Below are 6,275 nucleotides of genomic sequence, written 5' to 3'. Positions count from 1 at the left end.
AATACATCTATCATGTACAGTTTGAGCTGCCAAAATGGTACAAGTTGAGTTTCACGAGTAATATTTGCAATACCAGGAAGACAATGAGGACGTTTACCATCCACTATCAATGATGTAGCGCCTTGATAAATATTATTATACGTTCCCAATGTCTGATCGTTCTCATCTTTCAACGTACATCCGTCAACCAACAACTTGCAAGGACGACCGAATGATGTCTGTATAAAAAGCGACATAATGTTATTGGTAACTTCAGTCAAACCGGCCCATTTCAACCCCGGACGTGTCTGATTGCAATGACCTACTTCATGCGCAGGTCCCCAACAACGAGTAGGAAAATTTTCTGGTTTACAGAACGGTTCCGCATAGTAATCACTAGCATTATAAACTGTACGATAATCTGATGCGTTCGGGCTCTTTGCCTTGTAGTCAATAGAAAAATGCATCCGGTTATTGAACATCTTACCATATTTAACAAGTCCCATAAACTCTTCCTCCAAATATACCAGACGATCCAAATTTTCAATAGTCTTCGTTATCTCTGTATTGTACTTTTTGAAGTCAGATATTCTCCACGTCAAATGTGAGTATTCTCCCAAGATATCTATTTCCTGATACTTTGCATTGTCGCGAATCTGAGCCCAATCACTTTCCTTGTTTTTCTGAATATCAAAATAACCGTTTACTTTTCCATTCGCAAAATGCACTTTTACCGTCTTTGCCTCAATATTCCTTCAATATTCCTTTTCTGGTCATTATCAGCATCTTCAAGCCGGAGAGGAATGTCATCATTTACATGATTCAAAATATAAATCAAACCGCCTACCTCTACTGTTATCTCATTATATCCTTCTGATAACTCATAGGTTTTCGAATTGTTGTAACCGCCGTTCAGATCTTGAATAAGCATTGAAACTTTACCACCTTCATAAATGTCACCGACAAATACAGCCAAAGTTTCATCAGCTTTTGCATAAATTCCAGTCGGATTATCTCTCAAGCTATATTTGGATGTCTTATTCCTTGTAGCCATTACTGCAGGATTCTGATAAGGACGATAATCCGCCAGTCGATAAGCAGACTCATAGTTTCCACTCAGCAAAGCAAGTCCCAATTCTTTCAAATATTCATTAGGGATTTGCTTAATCAGCAAAGCAAGTCCCAATTCTTTCAAATATTCATTAGGGATTTGCTTAATCTGCTTTTCTGTCACGCCAGCTTTAAGCTGTAAACCCATATTATCAGCAAAAATTGTAGCTGGATCAAATTTATTACTACTAGCTTCATAAAATTCCATCTCAGCACAGCTTACTCTATCCTCATAGGAAATTTAGCATCTTCCACAGGTGATGACAACTTTATGGTAAATGGCGTATGCACCCCATTACCTCTTGCATAATCACCTATTTTCACAAAATCATCCGGTTTATCGGCTGTCGAAACTTCCACTGTAAATTGATCGAATGAGCCCCATTTGTTTCCGGAGTCAGTACGTGGAGTATAAACGATACTATTCAGTGTATGCCCCTTCTCCAGTTCATATCTGATAGAAAATGGATATGAGACCTGCCCAAACGCGGAATTAAAATATGTTTTCTTATTTCCATCATAGGACATCTTTAAGGTCAACGGATTCTGGTCTGTATCTTTACCTTGCGTTTCCTCAGAAGTGGCCTCGCCGCCAATTACTTTTATTAATTTGTCAGCAGAACTAGGAGCTGCTTCTTGAGAAATTGTGATATTACATTTATGATTGTCATCATACATCAATGTCAATACAGAACTTCTGACTCTCTCTGCAAAAGAACGTTCGCATACAATCGTCATTTTACCATTTTCAACAAGGGCGGTCAGCCAATCTTCTCCCTTATTACTTAAAGTTGATGCTATCTGGTTTATGTCCAATCCTTGCCCCAATACGAACTCACGTTTTTCTGTCCCTCCCTCATAAGGAAAACTCACGGACTCTGTAGAAATTGTAATCCAATCATCAGGAATAGCCGAACTTGCACTGTCACTACATGAATAGCCTAAACAAGGATAAAGCAAAGATAATAAGATTACCTTCAACTTACACCAATGGCCTTTTATGATAGGTATTTTTGTATTTTTCATGACCTCATTTCGATATTTTACGTTAACTTATTTTATGCAAGAGTTTATATTTAAGGTAGTCCAGTATGAATAACATGTAAAGCAAAGGCAAAGTCGGAACAAAAGAGCCCGGTCTCTGCCTTTGTTTATCAAACTGTCATACGATTAATTCCATAACGGATTTTGAACCGTCAATTTACTCTTCTGCATTTCATTGTAAGGTACAGGATAAAGCAACATAGCTTTTGACCATGGATATCTATCTACCACAATACGGTTGTAGTATGAATCTTCACCAATTTTATCATAAAATTCAATTGCAGTGTTTTTAGCACTATTGTATGTTTTTACTGCTGCTTTATTGATGTCCATACCATAACGTATTAACAATTTATCCTCATTATCTTTGATCCATTCACCGGTAGCCTCATCTTGTGACCATCCAGCACGCATCCATCTATGCATGTCAAAATAATAGTTTCCTTCTCCCAACATTTCAATAATACGTTCACGATAGATAGCTTCACGCTGTAAATCCTGATTTCCTATAATATTCTTCCCATAAGGTGCAGACTTCGTAGCCAGTTCCTTATACCCAGGAATACCAGCACGTTCACGTACTAAATCCAGATACTTAATTATATTTTCATCGTTCGGATTTATCTCATTACATACTTCTGCATAGTACAAGTAGAAATCTGCTAAACGGAAATAGATCCAAGGACGTCCCCAGTCCGTAGGATTCGATCCTTCTTTCAGTAATGTACGGTTATTAAACTTATAAAGTAAATAGCCTGCACGTGCATGCATAGTGTTATCTCTATAGCCTGCACCACCTTTACTAAAATAAGCTCCCCAATCTGAGTAACTGCTTCTTTGTATATGCCAGCTCTTTCCTTCGTATGTAACATCAGCATAAAAACGAGGCTCGCGATTAACATACATATTGAAGATGTGCTTGTCTACATGTTGTTTATTATTACAAACATTTACCCAATTTGTGAATCCGTTTTCATTATAATCAGGGTCTTCACTGATATCCAATCCACTATCCGTAAAGAACAAATCGACAATATTCTGATAAAAACCGACATTACCCATAGCACTAGGAATATCTCCGGGGATTGTGCGAGCTTCCATTTTAGCAGTGACGCCATCATTATAATCGTTATTTCCGTTAGCCCAAAGAATCTCATCGTTATAATATTGGAACAATTCATATATTGATGTATGAGGATCTCTCTCTTTGGAATAATAAAGATCCATACCATGTGCTTCGGCAAATCTCAACAAAGCTTCAAGATGCGTCTTGGCAGTTTGCCATTTGTTATCATCACGATCGGGGAAAAGACGCTTTCCATCATGATTTGTCAAACTCAACGCTTCTTTATAGCCTCCATTAAACAGAGGAGAAGCTGCATATACCCACAAACGTGCACGTAATGCTAAAGCAGCCGCTTTTGTAGGACGCAGGATTTCACGAAGATTGTACATACTATTGTCATGACTAGTATCATCCCCTGTTCCAGTTTTTATCGTTTCAGGCAGATCATCTTTATATTCACCATTTATAACAGATTCTAATAACTGATCAATATGTCCTACCATTTCGTCAACAGATGCACGTGCATAATCAAGGTTCTCATCCGAAGGATCAGCAGTCTCGGGAATAATAGGTGTAGGACCATAGAATTCAAATAACAAGAAATAGTTGTAAGCAAGCAGATAAGTAACATCCGCCTTATAACGACGCATCTCTTCGGATCACCTATGCTTTCAGGTGCCATATCCAAAAAGATCATTGCCTGGCGAATTTGTTTATAGCAATTCCACCAACGGTTGTGAGTGGTACTACTAGGAGTAAAAGTATTCTGTCCAAATTTCAACACATTAGGATGAGCACAAACGATTTCTCCTGAATAGATAGCTTGCGCATTAACGGTTCCATTTGAATTTTGTACATCCAAACCCGCTTCCGAATAGTTCGGACAAGTTTGATAGATTTCTCCATACCATTGTTTAATATATTTAGCTTTGGAAAAAACTTCTTCCTTGTCTAGATTTTGAGCAAGTTCTTTAGAAACATCCAAATAATCTGAGCAAGAGGTCAACATACCTGTCATTAATACGACAGTTGCTGTACATACTGTTTTTATAATATTCATAATTAATTATTCTTATAATTGATTATTGGTTAAAAAGTCACATCAAGACCGAAAGTCCAGGTCGCGTTAATCGGATATCTTGCACCGCTGTTTCCAATTTCCGGATCCCACATTTTAACGTGATCCCACACAGCAAGATTACTTCCCTGCACATAAATACGGAGGTTCTGCATTTTCCATCTCTGCACCAATTTTTTATCAAACTGATAACCCAATTCGACATTTTTCAGACGGAGAAAACTCCCATCTCTGTACCACCATGTACTATTCAGCGTATTATTACTATACTCATTGGTGTGTAAACGAGGATATAAAACGTTCATATTATTGGGATCACTTGCAGTCCAATGGTCGGCAGCCTGTACACGTGCAGAAGACTGGTCTTTTCCATTAGCAAATGGGACAAAATAACTAGTGTTAGCTTTCAAGTTAACGGATGTTTTACCTACTCCCTGGAAAAATACACCAGCATAAATACCTTTATATTGTACATTCAGTCCGAAGCCATAAACAAGTTGCGGATTATTTGGATAAATGCCGCTATAATAAGTCTGGTCATTATCGTCAATAGTACCATCACCATTCAAGTCTTTATATTTAATATCACCAGGCTTCACATCAGCAGCATAAGTAGCAATTCCATCTTTTAATTTATAATTATAGCTACCATCTGATTTTTCAGTAATAATAAAATCCTGATTGGTAAATAATCCTTCCGCTACATATATTTTATTTGTCCCGATAGAAGTACCAGTTTGAGCAAGCCATGGATAAGCCTGTGGAATCTCATCCTTTTCTATAATCTTGTTAACAGCGTATGTTACATTACCTCTGGCTGAAAGCACCCAGTCTTTTCCGATATTATGTTTAACTGTAATACTAGCATCAAAACCTTCATTAGTCGTGACACCAAAATTCTGCCATGGATTTTGACGGAAACCAGTAGCCGTAGGAATAGTTACACGCTGAATCAAAATATCTTCCCGTCGATTATGAAAATAATCAGCAGTAATATCAACACGACCACGGAATAATCCCATGTCAATACCGAAATTGCTTTTCTTCTCTATTTCCCAACTAATATATGGAGCAGCAAATGTGTTTTCATAAATTCTTCCCATATCATTAGTAGGACCACCATTAGTACCGGGATTCAAGCCGACATTTTGACTACCGCTATCAGTCAATAGTTCTCTATATACAAAACGGTCACTTCCTGTATTATCATTTCCTGTAAGACCGTAAGAAGCTCTCAAACGTAATTTGCTAAGAATATCCAAGATATTCTCCTTTTGCATAAATTTCTCAGCATGTACATTCCAAGCGGCACCTACTGCCGGGAAAATACCCCAACGATTACCAGGAGCGAAGTTTTCACTACCCGTTGCACCAAAACTAGCTTCTAATACATAACGATTATCATAAGCATAAGTACCACGCATTACAATATTCTGTTTACGATAAGGCAACAGTTTTAACCCGCCTACTTCTTCCGCTCCAGAAGATTTTCTAGAACCTTGGTATTGAGTTTCCTTTTGATTGTATACAAAAGTTCCTGTAACAGCGTGTTTCTTGGCAAAAGTACGTTCGTAGTTCAACTGCGCTTCAATATATAATTTTTTAGTACCACTGCTTGTGCTAACAGAAGCTTCCCCAAGCGGACTACCTTCTGAAAATAGTTTTTTGATAAGTAAACCGTTTTCATCTCTACCGGTAACAGTATATTTATCCGGACTCGCCGAACGTTTTAAAGTAGAACTGAAATCTGCATCAAAACTTATACTACCTTGAACAGACAGTCCTTTCGTTATGAAGTCGAGTTTTTGTCTCAAAGTTGCCTTAGTTTGCATTGCTACAGACCATTTTTTAGAATAACCGGAATAATTAAGTAAATTATAAGGATTATAACGTCCATCCGCATCTGTATCACAAACTGCAGCAGTCCCGTCCGACCATGTAAAAGGTACCAAATGAGTCGGGAAAAGTATGATATGTTTAAAAATCTGGTCAGAAGAA

The 6,275-nt window shown here is 37.7% G+C and carries 5 protein-coding genes; all 5 read right to left on the bottom strand.

The genetic code is table 11. The features are described from left to right. The coding region (locus BHV72_RS07150; protein WP_286855502.1) for a M60 family metallopeptidase at positions 1-707 on the bottom strand (707 nt) is incomplete at its 3' end. 2 nt (positions 708-709) lie between these two features. Further along, a complete protein-coding gene (locus tag BHV72_RS07145; protein ID WP_286855500.1) occupies positions 710-1,297 on the bottom strand; it encodes a M60 family peptidase N-terminal accessory domain-containing protein in 588 nt (195 codons plus the stop codon). Positions 1,298-1,308: 11 nt separating this feature from the next. Further along, positions 1,309-2,115 carry a discoidin domain-containing protein gene (locus BHV72_RS07140; protein WP_286855498.1) on the bottom strand — a complete coding sequence of 269 codons (807 nt, stop codon included), beginning with the start codon at positions 2,113-2,115 and terminating at the stop codon, positions 1,309-1,311. Positions 2,116-2,259: 144 nt separating this feature from the next. After that, the gene (locus BHV72_RS07135; protein ID WP_286855497.1) at positions 2,260-3,849 is read right to left on the bottom strand and encodes a RagB/SusD family nutrient uptake outer membrane protein; all 1,590 of its coding nucleotides are present in this window, start codon (positions 3,847-3,849) and stop codon (positions 2,260-2,262) included. Between the two features lie 439 nt (positions 3,850-4,288). Then, a partial coding sequence (locus BHV72_RS07130) for a SusC/RagA family TonB-linked outer membrane protein (protein ID WP_286855495.1) occupies positions 4,289-6,275 on the bottom strand: 1,987 nt, incomplete at its 5' end.

The organism is Bacteroides sp. 43_46, assembly GCF_001915455.1.
Lineage (GTDB): Bacteria > Bacteroidota > Bacteroidia > Bacteroidales > Bacteroidaceae > Bacteroides > Bacteroides caccae.
Note: the sequence above shows the minus strand (reverse complement) of the source record. Positions and strands in the feature narration are given on the sequence as shown.

Excerpts from the sequence above, each read along its gene's own strand:
- BHV72_RS07145 (WP_286855500.1), bottom strand. The coding sequence starts at position 1,297 with ATGGAATTTTATGAAGCTAGTAGTAATAAATTTGATCCAGCTACAATT.
- BHV72_RS07140 (WP_286855498.1), bottom strand. The coding sequence starts at position 2,115 with ATGAAAAATACAAAAATACCTATCATAAAAGGCCATTGGTGTAAGTTG.
- BHV72_RS07135 (WP_286855497.1), bottom strand. The coding sequence starts at position 3,849 with ATGCGTCGTTATAAGGCGGATGTTACTTATCTGCTTGCTTACAACTAT.